This is a genomic window from Kaistia sp. MMO-174 (genome assembly GCF_037147815.1).
Classification (GTDB): domain Bacteria; phylum Pseudomonadota; class Alphaproteobacteria; order Rhizobiales; family Kaistiaceae; genus Kaistia; species Kaistia nematophila.
The window spans coordinates 948,644-964,360 of the sequence record NZ_JBBCUO010000001.1 but is presented as its reverse complement, the minus strand read 5'-3'; the positions used below and the strand labels follow the sequence as shown (position 1 = coordinate 964,360).

The window sequence follows — 15,717 nt, the reverse complement described above, 5'->3', positions numbered from 1 at the left end:
GGTTCAGAGCGCCGGGACCGGCAGGACCTTCACGGTGCTGGAATCCTTGGCCGGCGCCATGCCGAACCACTTCTGATGCAGCTCGGCCATCTGGCCGCCTTCCTTGAGCTCGGTGATGACCTTGTTGACGTCGTCGAGCAAGGGGCTGTTCTTCGGCAGCATCAGGCCGAACTGCTCGTTCGTCGGTATGGTGGCGACGATTTTGAACTGCGGCTTGTCCTTGATGTAGTAGGCGTCGATCGGGCAATCATGGACGAAGCCGTCGATGCGGCCGGTCGCGATGTCCATCATCGGATCCTGGTTGCCCTCGTAGCGCGCGATCGAGCCGAACTTGAGCTTGCCTTCGCTGTCGGTCGCCCAGATCTCGCCGGTGGTGCCGGTGATGACGGCGAGCGCCTTGCCGGACATGCCCTCGACGCCCTCGATGCCGCTCTTGGCGCCGACGGTCAGGCACTGGTCCGCGTCGAAGACGGGCTGGGTGAAGGCGACCGACTCAAGCCGTTTCGGCGTGATGGTGATCGAGCCGATGGCAACATCCGAGCGGCTCGACTGCACGGCGGCGAACAGGCTCTGGAACGGGATTTCCTGGAACTCGACCGGGCGGCCGAGCTTCTCGCCGACCAGGCGCATGATGTCGACTTCGAAGCCCATCAGCGTGCCGCTGCCGTCCTGGAACTCGAACGGGACGTTGGCGATGTTCGTCGCGACGATGATCGGATCGGCGGCCTGGGCGATGCCGGCGCTGGCGATGACGAATACCGATGCGAGCAGGGTCTTGGCGTTCATTGAATCCTCCCGGTTCATTTTCAGAGCGGCTTCAATACCAGACCGATTGGGGCACAAATATCCTCCGCCGGGGGGACACGGACCTGCCGCATGGGCAGGCCGGTTCATGCCCCGCCCCCGCGCCGGCTGAGCACCCGACGCGGCGATTCCGATTGACGAAGGCCTCCCGATCGGCTGAATCCCTGCGGGGCCGAGCGTGAAGGCAAGGTGGAAAGAATGTCCTCGTCCAACCTCAAACCGATTTCGCCGCTGGCGGCGCCGCCGACGGGCAGCACCCTTTCGGCGCGGCGGTCGGACGATGCCCTGGCGCGGCTGATCCTCGCCTCGCAGCAGCCGGACTTCGATCGCCACCTGACCGAGACGTTGAGCGAGCTGATCTCCTTCGACCTCGCCATGATCTCGCTCTATCACGACGACCAGCTCATCGAGGTCAGTTCGACCTCGTCGCCGCAGCGGATCGGCAGCGACGTGCTCGACGCCTACGCCAAGCACACCTTCCAGCACAGCCCGTTCTTCCAGCTGCACCGGCGCAAGATCCAGAGCGGCTTCTACCTGATGGAGACGCTGGCGCAGATCCCGGTGCTCGACAAGCCGTCGACGGCGACCGAGATCCTGGAGATCGATACGGGCGAGGAGATCGGCTACCTGACCGCGGGCTGGCCGAAGCGGCTGAAGGAACTCGACATCGCGCTGCGCGTCTCCGACCGCGACACGGTGCAGGTGGCGCTCTATCGCACGGGCAATCGCGGCTTCAGCTCGCAGGATCTTTCCACCATCGAGCCGATCCAGGCCTCGCTGATGGCGATCTGCCAGCGCCATTGGGAAAACCGCACGCTGCACCTGCAGACGCGCGACGACCCGATCCACGCCGCGCTGAAGCAGCTCGGCAGCAACAATCTCTCGTCGCGCGAGATGGAAGTGATGCGGCTGCTGCTGGCCGGCGTCGGCGAGCGCGAAATCGCGACGATGCTCCAGGTCGGCACCGAGACGATCAAGACCCACCGCAAGCGCGCCTACCAGAAGCTGGAAGTCTCGTCGCGCGTCGAACTGCTGGTAAAGCTCCTCGACCAGCGCAACAACGCGGGCGCGGCACGGCGCCAGTAGGCGGCCGGCTCGTCGCGGTTAGAGACAGGATTGCGGATCAAAGAGCAGTTGGCGGAGATGTGTCCTGCGATCGCCCCCCTAAATTATCTGATTGGCCTTTGACGATAAGATGCCGCATTGGTCGATGCGGCTTGAATCTCAGCTTCCCTACTCTGTAGCCAGGTCGGGGCGAACTCGGGGCGCCCCCAATCCAGGGGGTTGGGCGGGATACTCTCTCCCTGATGGCGGCGGTCGACTTTACGAAGGGACATTTTCATTTCACGCTGCAAGTATTTCACAAAGCGTGTCCGCGCGCTCCAGACGTGAGCTCGCAGAAGATGCCCATCGGCAGCGCCATACGTCGCCAGATATCTTGCAACGTGGAAGGCTCTGAGCACCTCGTCCAACAAGTCGACTCTGTAGCCACGCGGGTCTCCGACTACCGAGACATTTGGGAAGAAGAAGCGTCCCTGATCGACTAGTGCACTTGCCTGATGACTGAGAGACTCGGCTGTTGCAGAAACAAACCTAACCTCTTTCGCAAATGGAGCGCATTGCGATTCCAACTCGGCCATCACGGAAATTGTACGCATTCCCCAGCTAGTCAGTTCATTGTCACGCTGACGCTTACGAGCCGACAGTTCAATGTAAACCTGCACACAAGTTAATACGACGGCCAACAGAGCGATGGCAGACGCCACCAAGGCTTCAACGGGCATAACTCCCCCCACTCAAGTTAAATCCAGACTATGCCGCAAATCAGCAGGCACTGCTACAGTCCGCCCCACCCCAAAGCCCAGAAATGGGGCCGAGCATCGATACAGGCGATACCCCGTAGTGGTTTCCCTGGGATGGATGAAAGAGGAACAATTGCCTTGTGATCGTTCTAGCCGACAAGGCTTCTTTTGCCCTGACTTCAACTGCGCACTGGATATCGTATACCTACGCTCGAACAGAAACGGTCAGAGCTGATTGGGTGTTCCGCTTGCGACAGTGCACCTGAAGTGCAACCGGCACGCCGATCTCAAACCAAAAGACACTGCCTCGGCAGCTTGGCGCGCTCGACGAGACAAGCAAGTCTCTGACATTCATTCGATAAATGGCTGACTGGCTGGGGCGGGAGGATTCGAACCTCCGAATGGCGGTACCAAAAACCGCTGCCTTACCGCTTGGCGACGCCCCAGCAGGCGGGTCCGAAAACACCGCGCGACCGTCGTATAGACGGTTGGGAGCGTGCCCGCAACGGGAGAGCCACCCCGTCATCAACAGCCCTCTTCATCCGTCATCCACAGGCTCGTGCGACACCTTCACAAGCCCCCTTGCGGCTGGCGAATCCACTGTCTATAACCCGGCTCATCGGCGGTCACGGAGTGTAGCGCAGCCTGGTAGCGCACCTCGTTCGGGACGAGGGGGTCGCAGGTTCAAATCCTGCCACTCCGACCATCGATCTTCTTCACCCGATTGAAGAAACCCCGCGGCGCCCTGCACGGCAGCAGCTCCGCCCCCCCCTCCCGAATTTCTGGACGAACGACTGCCCGCATCGCCTCGCGAGGCAAGTAACGCAGATCGACGTGCAAGCCCTCGCCGCCACCGCGCGACTGAATTGCCGCGCCTGCCGCATCCACGCACGCGACATCCGCAGCGACCGCCCCCCTCACTTCCGCCTTCCAGCCAACCCGTCGCCGCAACCGCGCCGCCGATCGGGAATCAGTCGCGAAATCGTGAGCGATTCGATCGGAGCCGGAGGCAACCCTGTCGCCCTCGTTTCGTTTGGCCGGAGACGGGAGGCGGAAGGACCAGTCATGACCAGACCTGTCGAACTTCTCGCGATCGGAGCCGTATCGCTTCTCGCCGTAACCGCCAGCCTGTCCGCAGCCGCGATGCCTCGCCCCGCCGGCAGCTCCGGCGACCCATCCGCCCTCACCCTCGTTCGCGACGGCTGCGGACAGGGCCGCTATCGCAACGCCTACGGCCACTGCCACTGGATCCCGACCGACCGCGCCCCCTACAACAATTATTACCTGAACGACTATGGCTGGGGCTACGCGCCGGACGGCACCTGGAGGGGCGGCGGTGAAAGCTATGGCGGCAGCATGGGCCATGGCGGCATGGGAGGCGGAGGCGGCATGGGCGGCGGCGGCATGGGCGGAGGCGGCCACGGCCGCTGACGACCAGGCGCCCGCATGATATCCACAAGCGCGCGCCCGCACGCATGGCGGCATGAACGCCGCGCCGCGAGCGGATGGCCCGGCCAACAAAAAAGGCGGCCCGAAGGCCGCCTTTTCCGTAACCGATCGTCGAAGCCGATTAGAACTTGTAGTTCAGGCCGGCCTTGATGACGTTCGAGGTCAGGTCGGCCGAGACGGCGTTGTCGAAGTAGTCCTTCGAGCCGAGGTCGACATAGTCGTATTCGATCAGGCCGGTGATGTTCTGGGTGAAGGCGTATTCAGCGCCGACGCCAGCGGTCCAGCCGGTGTGCCACTTCGAGTCGTCAGCGCCCAGGACGTTGATCTTCGACTGGCCGTAGGCGACACCGCCCTTGCCGTAGACGAGGAAGTTGTCGAAGGCATAGCCGACGCGAGCGGTGGTGCTGCCGAGCCACTCGAGCTTGTTCTCGAAGCCGTCTTCCGAGACCTTCGCCGAGGTGTAGGAGAAGTCGGTCTGGGCGCCGATCACGATGTTGTCGAACTGCCAGTTGTAGCCAGCCTGGACGCCACCGAGGAAGCCGGTGTTGTCGTCGCTGAAGCCGATGCCGTCGACGTTGTAGTCGAAATCGGTGATGGCAGCGCCGGCATGGACGCCGAGGTAGAAGCCGGTCCAGTTGAAGGCAGCCGGAGCCGGAGCAGCGACCGGAGCCGGCTCGTAGGTCAGGTCAGCAGCCTGGGCGCCGACGACGCCGAGGGCCAGGACCGAAGCGGAAGCGAGGACGGAAAGACGAAGGATGTTCACGGGGGGAAACTCCAGTTCGGAAAGTGTTAAGCCACATATATCACAGCTCCTCCGAATTACTGTTGTGCGGAGGACACAGCTCCAGCATGAATCGGATCCCGAAGGAATTCGACGGCAAATCGCTGAATTCGGATGGTTTGAACGCAAAAAAATCGCGTGATACCTTCGGATCCGGATCGAGAAATGGCGAAAAGCGGCGGTAATTTGGACCAAATTGCGGCAAGAATGAGGGCCTGACCGTTCTACAGGCGGTGACGCCATCCTGCCTCCCGACCCAGCCCATGGACCGGCCGAGAGCGCTTCGATGGTCAAGAATATATTGCAAGTAAACCATACTTACGCTGCGGCAACATTGGTCGGCTACAGCGGAAGGACGCGCCGAAGCGGACCGTGGACGCCGGAGAGGCGGCGATGACTCTGCCGCGCCGCTTCCCTATTGTCCGTTTCCCATGACGGATCTCGCCATCTATGCCGGCCTGTTCCTGGCCGCGCTCGCCGCCGCCACCATCCTGCCGATGCAATCGGAAGCCGCCCTGGTCGGGCTCCTCCTGGGCGGCTATTCGCCGTTCTGGCTGATCCTCGTCGCCAGCGTCGGCAATGTGCTCGGCTCGGTGATCAACTGGTATCTCGGCCGCGGCATCGTCCATTTCCAGGACCGGCGCTGGTTCCCCGTCGGTCCCGATGGCCTCGCCCGCGCCGAACGCTGGTATCGGCGCTATGGCAAGTGGTCGCTGCTCCTGAGCTGGGCGCCCGTCATCGGCGATCCGCTGACCGTCGTGGCTGGCGTCCTGCGCGAGCCGATGCCGGTCTTCCTGCTGCTCGTCGCGATCGCCAAGATCGGGCGCTATCTGGTGCTGGCGGCGATCGCGATGAACTGGGCGGGCTAGGCCGCGGGCCGCGCGGCTCGCCTCGATATCGCCTATCCGGCCGAGAGCCCAGAGATGGAGCTCCACCACGGACTCCGCGAGCGATCGACCGATCGGAGTCGGGTCATATTCAAACTGAACCGGGTTCCACCTGAACCGGCGCTGCCATGGCGCGTGAGCGGCGCCGCGAACGTCTCGCCGGATCTCGCCCGAGCGGTTCCCGCCCTTGCCGAGGGATCGAAGCGGCCGCGAGCGCATTGGGAAACAGGAGGTGTCCCATGCCCACTCACGCTTTCCCCCGCTTCACCGGCCTTTCCGGCGCATCTTCCTTTCCGCCGGAGGGCGTCGTCGCCACGGCAGCAAAGGCGAGGTCGCCGCTTACAGCGATCCGTCAGGACGTCGGCCTGACCCGGGCCGAGCTTGCCGAGCAATCCGGCGTCGACCTCATCATCATCATGCTGGCCGAGCGGGGCAGCGACCTGCTCCCGCACGAACGCGCCGCCATCGCCGCCGTGCTCCAGATCGACGAATTCCAGCTCGGCGGCTAAGGCTGATCCGGATTCCGGCATTTCTGGAAGAATGGCCCCGGGCGCGGCTAGCGCAGCCAGCGGCTGCTGGCGGCGACTCCGACGAGGAGGACCGCGACGACGAGGAACGCCGTCGACAGGCTGGTCGCCTGGGCGACGAAGCCGATTCCCGCCGGGCCGGCCAGGATGCCGGCATAGCCGAGGGTGGTGACGGCCGGGACGGCGATGTGCTCCGGCATCACGTTCTGGCGGCCCACGGCGCTGTAGAGCACCGGCACCACGTTGGAGCACCCGGCGCCGACCAGCGCGTAGCCGAGCAGCGCCGCCTCCCAGAACGGCACCAGCGTGGCGATGGCGAGGCCCGCCGCGGCGCAAAGTCCACCGAAGACGATGATCCGGTTCGCTCCGGCAAAACGCACGATGCGGTCGCCGGTGAGCCGTCCGATGGTCATGGTGATGGCGAAGGCCGTGTAGGCGAGACCGGCGTGGCTCGGATCGACGCCACGCACCGAGCTCAGGAACACGGCGCTCCAGTCGAGCACGGCGCCCTCGGTCAGGAAGACGATGAAGCAGAGCGCGCCGATGAACAGCACGATGCCATGCGGCATGGCGAAGGCTGGCCCGCCGGCGCGGCTGCCATAGGGCAGAAGGCTCGGCGCGGCGAAGGCGAGAGCCGCCGCGACGACCAGAACCACGACCAGCGCGGCGACGAAGGGCGAGGCGCCGAGCGCCAGCATGGCGCTGACGCCGCCAGCGCCCGCGATGCCGCCGACGCTGAACAGGCCATGGAAGCCCGACATCATGGTGCGGCCGCTGGCACGCTCGACGATGACCGCCTGGATGTTGACGACGCAATCGACCAGGCCGACGCCCGCGCCGAAGAGCAGCAAAGACGGCACCAGCAGGCCGAAGCTCGAGACGCTGCCGAGCAGCGGCAGCGCGATGCAGAGCATCGTGACGCCCGCGATGATGATGCGGCGGCAGCCGAACCGCGCCGCGAGCGCGCCGGAAAGCGGCATCGCAACGATCGAACCGGCCCCAAGGCAGAGCAGCAGCAGGCCCAGCAGCCCATCGTCCAGCCCCGCCCGCGCCTTGGCGAAGGGCACCAGCGGCGCCCAGGCCGCCATGCCGAAGCCGGCGATGAAGAAGGCGATGCGGGTGGAAAGCTGTTCGGGCGCGCCGGGAACGCTGGTCGCTATCGTTTCGGTGGAAGCCATCAGGAAGACCTGTCGTAGCTCGATGATGTTTCGGACGCGGCGCGTCGGGCACGTATCCTCAGGCGGAATCCTGCGGGCACGGCGACTGACGATGAAGATCGCGGCGGCCGGGTCAAGCCCAAACCGCTTCGAATGCCGAAAAACGCAGCAGAAGCATGGTTTTCGGGCGATCTCGAAAAAACTTCAAAAAAAGCGTCGCGGCGCGTGAACCTTTTTCCGCGTCGTCGCGACCAATGGTCATCGGGGCCGCAACGGGCGGCGCCGGAGCCTCCAGAAGGAGATCCCAAATGACCATTCTCAAGACGATCCGCACCACCGCCACCGTCGCAGCGCTGGCCATCGCCGCCATCGGCACGGCTTCGCTCGTCACCGCCGGCAGCGCCCAGGCGGCTCCGGGCTTCGGTGGCCCCGGCGGCTTCAGCGGCGGCCATGGCGGCGGTCACGGCGGCGGGCATGGTGGCGGACATGGCGGCGGCTGGGGCCATGGCGGGCATGGCGGCGGCTGGGGTGGCCCGCGCTGGGGCGGCGGCATCTATATCGGCATCCCCGCTTATGTCCCGGTTCAGGAGGAGTGCTACAAGGTCCGCAAGCGCGTCTTCGTCCCCGGCGTCGGCCGCGTCTGGAAGCGGGTCGTGGTCTGCGAGTGATCGCAGGATGGCTGGAATTTACCAGGCGGCGATGGGGCTCCGTCCCGAAACCGCCTGGCAACCGCCGCGAGAGTTGACCGGGGCCGTGCAAGCCGCCACCCTCCCCGGTCAATGGGCGGGATGGACGGGGCCTCCGATGCTCGGCAGCCAAGGCAGCCAGGACGAACTACGCCTCCGGGAGTACGATCTCCTGGCGAGGATCGCGAAGGGCGAACAGGCCGCGATGCGGGCGCTGTTCGCCGCGCATCAACTGCGCGTCCATCGCTTCGTGCTGCGCCTGGTCCGGCGCGAGGATGTCGCCGAGGACGTCGTCACCGAGGTCTTCCTCGATGTCTGGCGGCAGGCGGCCCGGTTCGAAGGCCGTGCCAGCGTTTCCACCTGGCTGCTGTCGATCGCCCGCTTCAAGGCCTATTCGGCGCTGCGCCGCCGCAGCGAGGCGCCGCTCGACGACGAATTCGCCGAGACGATCGAGGACCAGGACGACACGCCGGAGGTGACGCTGCAGAAGAGCGACAAGGCCGGGGTGCTGCGCGCCTGCATCGACCGGCTGTCGCGCGAGCACCGCGAGGTGATCGACCTCGTCTACTACCAGGAGCAGTCGATCGAGGATGTCAGCCGCATCGTCGGCATACCGGAAAATACGGTGAAGACCCGCATGTTCCATGCCCGCAAGCGGCTTTCGGAACTCTGCCGGGAAGCCGGACTGGACAGGGGTTGGCCATGACAGATCCACAAGACGAGCCCGGCCGGATCGAGGCGCTGCTGCCATGGTACGCCAATGGCACGCTCTCGGCCGAGGAGGCTGCCGAAGTCGAGGCGGCGCTCGCCGCCGACCCGCTGCTGCGCGCCCATCTGGCGCGGATAGAAGGCGAGCGTATCGCCGCGATCGAAAGCGCCGAGGCGCTGCCGCTGCCCTCGTCGCGCATGGCCGACCGGCTGTTCGCCGAGATCGCGGCGACCGCGCCCTCGCCTCGGCCGTCCTGGCTTGGCCGCCTGTTCAGCCGGTTCGGCGAACAGATCGCGTCGCTATCCCCGCCGCAACTCGGCCTGTCGACGGCCGCCGCCGCGCTGGTGCTCCTCGTCGTCGGCGGCGCGCTCGGCGGGCTGGTGGCGCGGCACGAGGTAACGGGAGGTTACCAGACAGCGTCCGGCGAGATGGCTGTTAACCCCGCCGGCGCCTACCTCCTGGTCGCCTTCCAGCCGACGGCGACCGCCGCCGAGATCGAGCAGATCATCGGCTCGGTCGGCGGCATCATCGTCGACGGCCCCCGCGCCGGCGGCCTCTACAAGCTCAGGATCGGTGACGCGACGATGAGCCAAGCCGACCGCAAGGCGACGACCGACAAGCTGACGACCGCGAACGGCATCGTGAAGCTGGTCATAGCCGCCCCCTGAGCGCAGGCCCACACTACCCTACCTCCATCCGCGAGCCCATTTGGGGAGCGACGCCATGACCACGCCTCGGATTTCGACGCATCGGATCGGCTGGATCGTGCTTGCAGCCGTCGTGCTGACGGCAACGCCGCACACGCAAGCCATTGCTGTCGAAAGGTTTTCCGTCGCGCAGGCCTATCCGGACGACGGCTCGAACGATCAGGACTGGCGGCGGCAGAAGCGGCCCCGGCCCGAGCGCCCGAGCCGGCCGCGCCCGCCGCAGCCCGGCCCGGTCATCCTCATCGGCCCGATCCTCGGGGCGCTCCCGGAACGCGAGGTGGCGCCGCCCCAGGCCGACCAACGCCCGGCCCCGCGCCGCGTCCGGCCACAACGGGCAGAGCGGCAGCAGGCGACAAGACCCAAGGCCGCCAAGCCACGGCAGGCAAAGAAGAAATCGTCCGAGCCGAGGCAGGCGGCAGCCGTTCCGCGCATTGCCGACGGCAGCTTCGTCGAGGGCGAGGTGCTGTTCTCCGCCCCCTCGCCGGAGATCACCGACGCCATCCTGCAGCGCTACCGGCTGACCCGGCTGGAGACGGCCGAGCTGGCTCTGACCGGCACCACGATCGTCCGCGCCCGCGTCGCCAAAGGCGGGGATTCGCGCCGCACGCTGCGCGCGCTCCGGGCCGATAAATCCTTGCTTTCCAGCGAGTTGAACCATCTCTACGCGCTGCAGGCGGACGATCCGGGCGCGGCGAAGGGCGATCTCGCGGCCGTGCAGTATGCGCCGGCCAAGATGCGACTCGACGAGGCGCATGCGATGGCAGACGGCCGCAGCGTTCTGGTTGCGGTGATCGATTCCGGTGTCGACGGCCGCCATCCCGAACTCTCCGGCACCCTCGATCCCGCCAGTCTTTCCGCCACCATCGGCCCGCACGGCACGGCGATCGCCGGCGTGATCGCGGCGCACCAGCGCCTGACCGGCGTGGCGCCGGAGGCGCGGATCGTCGCCTTCGACAGTTTCCTCGGCCCGCAGGGCGCAAACGCCCGCGGCTCCACCCTCGACATCCTGAAAAGCCTAGACAAGGCGGCCACCGCCAAGGCGCGGATCGTCAATCTGAGCTTTGCCGGACCGCAGGACTCGCTGCTTTCGAGCGGGCTCGACGCAGCGGCGCGGCAAGGCATGATCCTGATCGCAGCTGCCGGCAACGATGGCCCGAAGGCGGCGCCCGCCTATCCGGCGGCGCATCCGGCCGTGATCGCCGTGACGGCGACCGGCCCCGACGATGCCATCTATCCGGCCGCCAATCGCGGTGGTTATGTCGCGCTGGCGGCGCCCGGCATCGACATCCTGACCGCCGCGCCGGGCGATACCTATGCCCAGCTTTCCGGCACGTCGCTCGCCGCGGCGCAGGTCAGCGGCGTCGCCGCCCTGCTGCTCCAGCACGCGCCAAGCCTGTCGCCGGAGCAGGTTCGCTCGATCCTGACCCGGACCGCCCGCGACCTCGGCAAGCCCGGCCGCGACGATGTCTTCGGCGCCGGGCTGGTCGATGCGGCGGCGGCGCTGTCCTCCGTCGAGGTGACGGCCAGCGCGGCGTTGCAATAAAGGTAGCGCCTTCAGTCATTTAGGCCGACAGGCTTTAAGTTCCACTCCGCCCGTCATCCCCGCTCCACGGTCATCCCTGCGAAAGCAGGGATCCATAGAGGGGAACCGGCCACCCTCTGCCAGCGAGCCCGGCGACGGCATGGATCCCTGCTTTCGCAGGGATGACGGCCGTGCGTTGGCACGGACGGAGGCGAAAAGAGGAGTAGGCTAAAGTGGGGGGGGCGGGCTCGGAGCCCGCCCTACCCCTTCTTCACCGCCAGCAGCGTCAGCGCGTTGATCGTCACCAGCACCGTGGCGCCGGTGTCGGCGAGGATGGCGGGCCAGAGGCCGGTGATGCCGACAATCGTCGTCACCAGGAACACCGCCTTCAGCCCCAGGGCGATGATGATGTTCTGGTGGATGTTCGCCATCGTCCGCCGGGCCAGCCGGATCAGTCGTGCGACGTCGCCGACATTGTTGTTGAGGATCGCCGCATCGGCCGTTTCCAGCGCCACGTCGGTGCCGCCGCCCATGGCGATGCCGACATCGGCGGCGGCGAGCGCCGGCGCGTCGTTGATGCCGTCGCCGACCTTGGCCACCTTCGCGCCGCCATCCTGCAGCTCGCGGATGATGCGCTGCTTGTCCTGCGGCAGCAGTTCGGCGCGAACCTCGATGCCGAGATCGCCGCCGACCGCCTTGGCCGCGCGCGCATTGTCGCCCGTCAGCATGATCGGCAAGACGTTGAGCTCGGCGAGCGCGGCAAGACCCGCCTTGGCGTCGGCGCGCGGGCCGTCGCGCATGGCGATGATGCCTACGATCACATTGTTGACCAGCAGCGCCGAAACGCTCTTGCCTTCGTTTCCAAACGCGGAGATCGCGGCATCCTGCTCGGCCGTCAGCGGCACGATCTCGGCCGCGGCAGCGGCGGAGCCGAGCAGCAGCACGTCACCGCCGACCTTGCCGGTCATCCCCTTGCCGGCCACGGCAGCGATGTCCCGCGCCTCCATCTGAGGCGCCGCCAGGTCGGTCGCCTTGCCGAGAATCGCGCGGGCGAGCGGGTGGTTGGAGCCGGCCTCGAGCGAGGCGGCGAACCCGATCACTTCGGTCTCCGAGCGGCCATAGCCGACGACATCGCTGACCACGGGGCGGCCAAGCGTCAGCGTTCCCGTCTTGTCGAAGGCGACGCGGTTGATGCCGGCGAGCGTTTCCAGCACAGCGCCGCCCTTCATCAGCAGGCCCTGGCGCGCGCCGGCGGCAAGGCCGGCGGCGATCGCGGCTGGCGTCGAGATGACCAGCGCGCAGGGGCAGCCGATCAGCAGGATGGCGAGACCCTTGTAGATCCACTCGTCCCAATTGGCGCCAACGACCAGCGGCGGCAGGATCGCCACCAGCGCGCCGACGAGGAGGACGGCCGGCGTGTACCAGCGCGAGAAGCGGTCGATGAAGCGCTCGGTCGGCGCCTTCGATTCCTGCGCCTCCTCGACCAGGCGGACGATGCGGGCGATCGTGTTGTCGGCCGCAATCGCCGTCACCTCGACGCGGAGGACGCCATCGGCATTGATGGTGCCGGCGAAGACGGCGTCGCCGACGCCCTTGCGCTTCGGCACGCTCTCGCCGGTCACCGGCGCCTCGTCGATGGCGCTCTCCCCTTCGATGATGCGGCCGTCGGCGGCGATGCGGTCACCGGGACGGATCTGGATGATCGACCCGAGCTTCAGCTCGGCCGCCGGTATTTCGGTTGTTCCGCCAATACCTTCGACACGGGCCGTCTCGGGCAGCAGGGTAGCCAGTCCGCGAATGCTGGAGCGCGCCCGGCGCGCGGCGACGCCCTCCAGCAATTCGCCGATCAGGAACAGGAAGACGACCATCGCCGCCTCCTCGCCCGCGCCGATGATCACGGCGCCAACGGCGGCGATCGTCATCAGCGTCTCGATCGAGAATGGCGTGCCGTAGCGCGCCGCCATCAGGGCGCGGCGGGCAATCGGCACCAGGCCGACCAGCATCGCGACCGCGAAGGCGATCGGCTTCGTATCCGGAAAAAGATGCGAGACAACGAAGGCGACGACAATCGCAGCGCCGGCCGCCAGCGTCAGCCGAGCCTTCTTCGATTGCCACCAAGCGCCGTCATCCTCGCCAACGTCGTGGCCATGCAGGTCAAGCGGCGGAGTGGCCTTCGTCGCGGCCGGCGCGCGGCCGTGATCGTGATCGTGATCGTGATGATCGGCGCTATGGCTATGGCTATGGTCGTGGTCGTCGCAGGTGGCGCCGTGGTCATGGCCGTGATCGTCATGTGCCGCCGCAGCCTGGGCCGAACGGGCCGCAAGCGGGGCGATGCCGTAGCCGAGTTTGGTGACGATCGCCCGGATCGGATCGGCCGGATCCGCCTGCTCGCCGCGTTCGACCGTCATCGTGCCGGCGGACACGGACACCGAGACGTCCTCGACACCTTCGATGCGGCGGACGGCGGTGTCGATCTTCTGCGCGCAGGAGGCGCAGTCCATGCCGGTGATGCGGTAGCGGTCCTGAATTCCCATGATCTCTCTCGAATTCAGCCTGGTGGTGCGAGGCTCTTGCGTGTTTCGACAGGAACCCTACATGCTCTAGCGACTAGAGGATCAAGAGGTTAATTCGATGAGCCGGACTATTCCGATCGGCACGGTTTCGCGCGAAACCGGCATCAAGGTGCCGACCATCCGCTATTACGAGGAGGTGGGGCTGCTGCCCTCGCCGGCCCGCACCGATAGCAACCGGCGCAGCTATGACGCGGCGGCAGTGCAACGGCTCCGCTTCATCCGCCACGCCCGCGAACTCGGCTTCGAGGTGGAGGCGATCCGCCAGCTGCTGACGCTTTCCGACCAGCCGGAGCGCTCCTGCGCCGACGTCGACATCATCGCGCGCAGCCATCTGGCCGAGATCGACGAGAAGATCGCCAAGCTGACGGCGCTGCGATCGGAAGTTCAGCGCATGGTCGACGAGGGTGAGCACGGCCGCGTCGCAGAGTGCCGGGTGATCGAGGTCCTGGGCGACCACGGCGCCTGCCTGCATGAGCGACATTGAGGAAGCGGGCCGACGCGGGGACGGGCGGAACCCCTCACCCGCCGGCCTTTGGCCGTCGACCTCTCCCCATGGGAGAGGTGAAGGCTAAAGCGAATAGTCCGGCTGCGTTCGAAGCGTCGTCAGGATGCGCAGCAGCACGACATCTGTCTGGCGCATCACTTCGTCATTCCAGAAGCGCAGGACAAAATAACCCGCTGTTTCCAATATGGCGGTGCGCTCGGCGTCGACCAGCTCGTTGTGTTGGCCGCCATCGACTTCGACAATCACCCTTCGCCCGACGCAGAGAAAATCGACGACGAAACGATCGATCGGTTGCTGCCTGCGAAATTTGAAACCTTCGAGCCGACGGTCGCGCAGGTGATACCAGAGCCGGCGCTCGGCCTCGGTCATGCCAGCACGCAGCTGTCGAATGAAGCGGGTCTTGTCCATCATCACCCCACAACTGAGGCAAAGCGGCAGCTGATCACCTCTCCCACAGGGAGAGGTCGGCCCGTCAGGGCCGGGTGAGGGGTTGAGGCCCAAGAGGACCACGACCCCTCACCCGCATTCTCAAACCCTACTTCGCGGACGGGCGCTTGGCCGCCTGGGTGTTCAGATACACCGCGTAGAGGCTCGTCGTGCCGCAGATGTAGAGGCGGTTGCGCTTGCGGGCGCCGAATTCGACGTTAGCCACCACTTCCGGAATCTTGATCTTGCCGATCAGCGTGCCATCCGGCGCGTAGCAGTTCACGCCGTCGCCGCACGAACTCCAGATATTGCCGCTGATGTCGACGCGGAAACCGTCGAACAGGCCGATATCGGAGGTCGCGAAATGACGGCCGGCGCCGACCGACTTGCCGTCGGCCGCGACCGGATAGGCGCGGATGTCGGGCGAACAGTCCACCTTGTGGGTCAGGCCGGTATCGGCGACGTAGAGGATCGATTCGTCCGGCGAGAAGGCGAGGCCATTCGGCCGCACCATGTCGGTGACGACGGCGGTGACGTCGCCGGTCGCCGGATCGATCCGGTAGACGTTGCAGGCGCCAATCTCGGATTCCGCCTTGTCGCCCTCGTATTCGCCGTCGATGCCGTAGGTCGGGTCGGTGAACCAGACCGAGCCGTCCGACTTCACGACGACGTCGTTCGGGGCGTTCAGCTTCTTGCCCTGGTAGCTGTCGGCCAGGATCTTGCGCGAGCCGTCATGCTCGATGCGGGTGACGGCGCGGCCGCGATGCTCGCAGCAGACGAGCCGCCCCTCGAGGTCGACGGTGTGGCCGTTGTGGTTGTTGCAAGGCGTGGCGAAAACCGAGACGGAGCCGTCGGTCTCGTCATAGCGCATCAGGCGATCGTTCGGGATGTCCGACCAGATCAGATACTTGCCGGCGGCGAAATAGGCCGGGCCCTCCGCCCAGCGGCATCCCTCAGCCAGTTTCTCGACATGGACGTTCCCCATCGCCAGTCGCTTGAAGCGGTCGTCATAGACCACGAAATCCTTGGTGAGCATGTCCCCTCCACTTTCTTCGATATTTGGCGTCGAAAGATGCCGAAGCATAGGCCAAGCAACCTTTGCCGCAAGGCCCCGCATGCGGGAGCGGGTTGCATATCCGTGCATAGACAGACTGTTCACCAGCCACCGCCTTTCCAAAAAAG

Annotated in this window: 16 protein-coding genes and 2 tRNA genes; 10 read left to right on the top strand and 8 right to left on the bottom strand. The window is 66.2% G+C overall.

Features of this window, described 5'->3' with window-relative positions; all coding sequences use genetic code 11:
• Positions 1 to 3: 3 nt before the first annotated feature.
• Positions 4 to 786: an ABC transporter substrate-binding protein gene (locus tag WFK98_RS04305; protein WP_266339900.1), complete on the bottom strand. Its 783-nt coding sequence runs from the start codon at positions 784 to 786 to the stop codon at positions 4 to 6.
• A gap of 216 nt (positions 787 to 1,002) precedes the next feature.
• Here WFK98_RS04305 and WFK98_RS04300 point away from each other — a divergent pair, with 216 nt between their 5' ends.
• On the top strand, positions 1,003 to 1,890 hold the full coding sequence (locus tag WFK98_RS04300; RefSeq protein WP_336799378.1) for a helix-turn-helix transcriptional regulator: 888 nt from the start codon (positions 1,003 to 1,005) through the stop codon (positions 1,888 to 1,890).
• A 1,087-nt stretch (positions 1,891 to 2,977) separates the two neighbouring features.
• On the opposite strand, the gene WFK98_RS04295 is transcribed toward WFK98_RS04300, so the two are convergent.
• Positions 2,978 to 3,052: transfer RNA gene (locus tag WFK98_RS04295), tRNA-Gln, on the bottom strand.
• Positions 3,053 to 3,235: 183 nt separating this feature from the next.
• Between WFK98_RS04295 and WFK98_RS04290 the strand changes: the two genes are divergently transcribed.
• Both WFK98_RS04290 and WFK98_RS04285 read left to right on the top strand, forming a co-directional pair.
• Positions 3,236 to 3,312, top strand: a tRNA-Pro gene (locus tag WFK98_RS04290).
• Positions 3,313 to 3,671: 359 nt separating this feature from the next.
• Positions 3,672 to 4,037 (top strand): GCG_CRPN prefix-to-repeats domain-containing protein, encoded by a 366-nt coding sequence (locus WFK98_RS04285; protein ID WP_336799377.1) that lies wholly within the window; start codon positions 3,672 to 3,674, stop codon positions 4,035 to 4,037.
• A 139-nt stretch (positions 4,038 to 4,176) separates the two neighbouring features.
• On the opposite strand, the gene WFK98_RS04280 is transcribed toward WFK98_RS04285, so the two are convergent.
• Positions 4,177 to 4,818 carry an outer membrane protein gene (locus WFK98_RS04280; protein ID WP_266339897.1) on the bottom strand — a complete coding sequence of 214 codons (642 nt, stop codon included), beginning with the start codon at positions 4,816 to 4,818 and terminating at the stop codon, positions 4,177 to 4,179.
• A gap of 449 nt (positions 4,819 to 5,267) precedes the next feature.
• Between WFK98_RS04280 and WFK98_RS04275 the strand changes: the two genes are divergently transcribed.
• Together WFK98_RS04275 and WFK98_RS04270 are read left to right on the top strand one after the other, a co-directional pair.
• Positions 5,268 to 5,705, top strand: a complete 438-nt coding sequence (locus tag WFK98_RS04275) for a YqaA family protein (RefSeq protein WP_266339896.1) — start codon at positions 5,268 to 5,270, stop codon at positions 5,703 to 5,705.
• A gap of 257 nt (positions 5,706 to 5,962) precedes the next feature.
• Positions 5,963 to 6,232, top strand: coding sequence for a helix-turn-helix domain-containing protein (locus WFK98_RS04270; RefSeq protein WP_266339895.1), 270 nt, complete (start codon positions 5,963 to 5,965; stop codon positions 6,230 to 6,232).
• A 47-nt stretch (positions 6,233 to 6,279) separates the two neighbouring features.
• Here the strand turns inward: WFK98_RS04270 and WFK98_RS04265 are convergent, their stop codons facing one another.
• Entirely contained in the window at positions 6,280 to 7,428 is a 1,149-nt protein-coding gene (locus tag WFK98_RS04265; protein ID WP_336799376.1) for an MFS transporter, read from the bottom strand.
• 112 nt (positions 7,429 to 7,540) lie between these two features.
• A complete protein-coding gene (locus tag WFK98_RS04260; protein WP_266339893.1) occupies positions 7,541 to 7,723 on the bottom strand; it encodes a hypothetical protein in 183 nt (60 codons plus the stop codon).
• Here WFK98_RS04260 and WFK98_RS04255 point away from each other — a divergent pair.
• The 4 genes from WFK98_RS04255 to WFK98_RS04240 all read left to right on the top strand — a co-directional run bounded on the left by WFK98_RS04255 (position 7,716) and on the right by WFK98_RS04240 (position 11,052).
• Entirely contained in the window at positions 7,716 to 8,075 is a 360-nt protein-coding gene (locus tag WFK98_RS04255) for a hypothetical protein (protein ID WP_266339892.1), read from the top strand. The genes WFK98_RS04260 and WFK98_RS04255 overlap by 8 nt on opposite strands.
• Before the next feature lie 136 nt (positions 8,076 to 8,211).
• On the top strand, positions 8,212 to 8,799 hold the full coding sequence (locus WFK98_RS04250; RefSeq protein ID WP_336799375.1) for a sigma-70 family RNA polymerase sigma factor: 588 nt from the start codon (positions 8,212 to 8,214) through the stop codon (positions 8,797 to 8,799).
• Positions 8,796 to 9,470, top strand: coding sequence for a zf-HC2 domain-containing protein (locus WFK98_RS04245; RefSeq protein ID WP_336799374.1), 675 nt, complete (start codon positions 8,796 to 8,798; stop codon positions 9,468 to 9,470). Before WFK98_RS04250 ends, WFK98_RS04245 begins: the two co-directional genes overlap by 4 nt.
• Positions 9,471 to 9,525: 55 nt before the next feature.
• Positions 9,526 to 11,052, top strand: coding sequence for a S8 family peptidase (locus WFK98_RS04240; RefSeq protein ID WP_336799373.1), 1,527 nt, complete (start codon positions 9,526 to 9,528; stop codon positions 11,050 to 11,052).
• A gap of 239 nt (positions 11,053 to 11,291) precedes the next feature.
• Here the strand turns inward: WFK98_RS04240 and WFK98_RS04235 are convergent, their stop codons facing one another.
• The gene (locus WFK98_RS04235; protein ID WP_336799372.1) at positions 11,292 to 13,565 is read right to left on the bottom strand and encodes a heavy metal translocating P-type ATPase; all 2,274 of its coding nucleotides are present in this window, start codon (positions 13,563 to 13,565) and stop codon (positions 11,292 to 11,294) included.
• A 97-nt stretch (positions 13,566 to 13,662) separates the two neighbouring features.
• Here WFK98_RS04235 and WFK98_RS04230 point away from each other — a divergent pair, with 97 nt between their 5' ends.
• Positions 13,663 to 14,088, top strand: coding sequence for a MerR family transcriptional regulator (locus tag WFK98_RS04230; protein WP_266339887.1), 426 nt, complete (start codon positions 13,663 to 13,665; stop codon positions 14,086 to 14,088).
• Between the two features lie 84 nt (positions 14,089 to 14,172).
• On the opposite strand, the gene WFK98_RS04225 is transcribed toward WFK98_RS04230, so the two are convergent.
• Both WFK98_RS04225 and WFK98_RS04220 read right to left on the bottom strand, forming a co-directional pair.
• Positions 14,173 to 14,520 carry an endonuclease domain-containing protein gene (locus WFK98_RS04225; RefSeq protein ID WP_336799371.1) on the bottom strand — a complete coding sequence of 116 codons (348 nt, stop codon included), beginning with the start codon at positions 14,518 to 14,520 and terminating at the stop codon, positions 14,173 to 14,175.
• A gap of 124 nt (positions 14,521 to 14,644) precedes the next feature.
• Positions 14,645 to 15,571: an SMP-30/gluconolactonase/LRE family protein gene (locus tag WFK98_RS04220; protein ID WP_336799370.1), complete on the bottom strand. Its 927-nt coding sequence runs from the start codon at positions 15,569 to 15,571 to the stop codon at positions 14,645 to 14,647.
• Positions 15,572 to 15,717: the final 146 nt, after the last annotated feature.

Coding starts and splice junctions, on each gene's coding strand:
- WFK98_RS04305 (WP_266339900.1), bottom strand. CDS start 786: ATGAACGCCAAGACCCTGCTCGCATCGGTATTCGTCATCGCCAGCGCC.
- WFK98_RS04300 (WP_336799378.1), top strand. CDS start 1,003: ATGTCCTCGTCCAACCTCAAACCGATTTCGCCGCTGGCGGCGCCGCCG.
- WFK98_RS04285 (WP_336799377.1), top strand. CDS start 3,672: ATGACCAGACCTGTCGAACTTCTCGCGATCGGAGCCGTATCGCTTCTC.
- WFK98_RS04275 (WP_266339896.1), top strand. CDS start 5,268: ATGACGGATCTCGCCATCTATGCCGGCCTGTTCCTGGCCGCGCTCGCC.
- WFK98_RS04270 (WP_266339895.1), top strand. CDS start 5,963: ATGCCCACTCACGCTTTCCCCCGCTTCACCGGCCTTTCCGGCGCATCT.
- WFK98_RS04265 (WP_336799376.1), bottom strand. CDS start 7,428: ATGGCTTCCACCGAAACGATAGCGACCAGCGTTCCCGGCGCGCCCGAA.
- WFK98_RS04255 (WP_266339892.1), top strand. CDS start 7,716: ATGACCATTCTCAAGACGATCCGCACCACCGCCACCGTCGCAGCGCTG.
- WFK98_RS04260 (WP_266339893.1), bottom strand. CDS start 7,723: ATGGTCATTTGGGATCTCCTTCTGGAGGCTCCGGCGCCGCCCGTTGCG.
- WFK98_RS04250 (WP_336799375.1), top strand. CDS start 8,212: ATGCTCGGCAGCCAAGGCAGCCAGGACGAACTACGCCTCCGGGAGTAC.
- WFK98_RS04245 (WP_336799374.1), top strand. CDS start 8,796: ATGACAGATCCACAAGACGAGCCCGGCCGGATCGAGGCGCTGCTGCCA.
- WFK98_RS04240 (WP_336799373.1), top strand. CDS start 9,526: ATGACCACGCCTCGGATTTCGACGCATCGGATCGGCTGGATCGTGCTT.
- WFK98_RS04235 (WP_336799372.1), bottom strand. CDS start 13,565: ATGGGAATTCAGGACCGCTACCGCATCACCGGCATGGACTGCGCCTCC.
- WFK98_RS04230 (WP_266339887.1), top strand. CDS start 13,663: ATGAGCCGGACTATTCCGATCGGCACGGTTTCGCGCGAAACCGGCATC.
- WFK98_RS04225 (WP_336799371.1), bottom strand. CDS start 14,520: ATGATGGACAAGACCCGCTTCATTCGACAGCTGCGTGCTGGCATGACC.
- WFK98_RS04220 (WP_336799370.1), bottom strand. CDS start 15,571: ATGCTCACCAAGGATTTCGTGGTCTATGACGACCGCTTCAAGCGACTG.